The sequence below is a fragment of the Proteus sp. fly-1067 genome, from assembly GCF_040139345.1.
Lineage (GTDB): Bacteria > Pseudomonadota > Gammaproteobacteria > Enterobacterales > Enterobacteriaceae > Proteus > Proteus vulgaris_B.
In genome coordinates this window covers 1-661 of sequence record NZ_JBEEUL010000129.1, presented here as the reverse complement: position 1 = coordinate 661, position 661 = coordinate 1, and the positions used below count along the sequence as shown (strand labels likewise).

Below are 661 nucleotides of genomic sequence, written 5' to 3'. Positions count from 1 at the left end.
CCTGTTTTAGCTCTGCTTGCACTTTCTTTAATTTTTGCAAATATGAATAACGGTACCGAAAGCGGTATTAAATTTATACCTCTCTTTAACCTGATGGATCTCATGGGAATTATGGGAATATGGGTAGGCTATAAATATATTTCAGTAATAAAACAATCTCCTAAATATCAACAGTTGTTACAAAATAACTTACCATTATACAATTATATCATTCCCGCAATGATCTTTTGGTGGGCTAATGGGATTTTATTAAGGGGATTAGTCTTTGTCACGGATATTGACTGGACAATGTATGAAATTATTAATTCTAAAGTGATCCAAACCGTATTAGCGATTATTTGGGCCATTACTGCATTAGTAACAATGATGATGGCAACTCGCAAAAAATCACGTTCAAGTTGGTTTATTGGTGGGGGGCTATTAGCCGTTGTTATCGCTAAACTCTTCTTGATTGATACATCATTAAGTAGCGGGTTACTTAGAGCATTGGCCTTTATTGGTGTTGCCATACTGATTTTGTTAATTGGTTATTTCTCACCATTACCACCCAAAAAGCAAAGTAAGAATACAACAGTGTAAGAAATATCTACATTTAAAAAATTCTTATTTGGGAAATAAAATCATGCATATAATCTTAAAAGATTTATGCATGATCTAAAGA

1 protein-coding gene is annotated in these 661 nt (G+C 33.0%); it reads left to right on the top strand.

The annotated features are described in order from the left end of the window. Window positions 1-579: DUF2339 domain-containing protein (locus tag ABN217_RS19555; protein WP_349459898.1), on the top strand; the 579-nt coding region annotated here is incomplete at its 5' end. Between the last annotated feature and the right edge of the window lie 82 nt (window positions 580-661).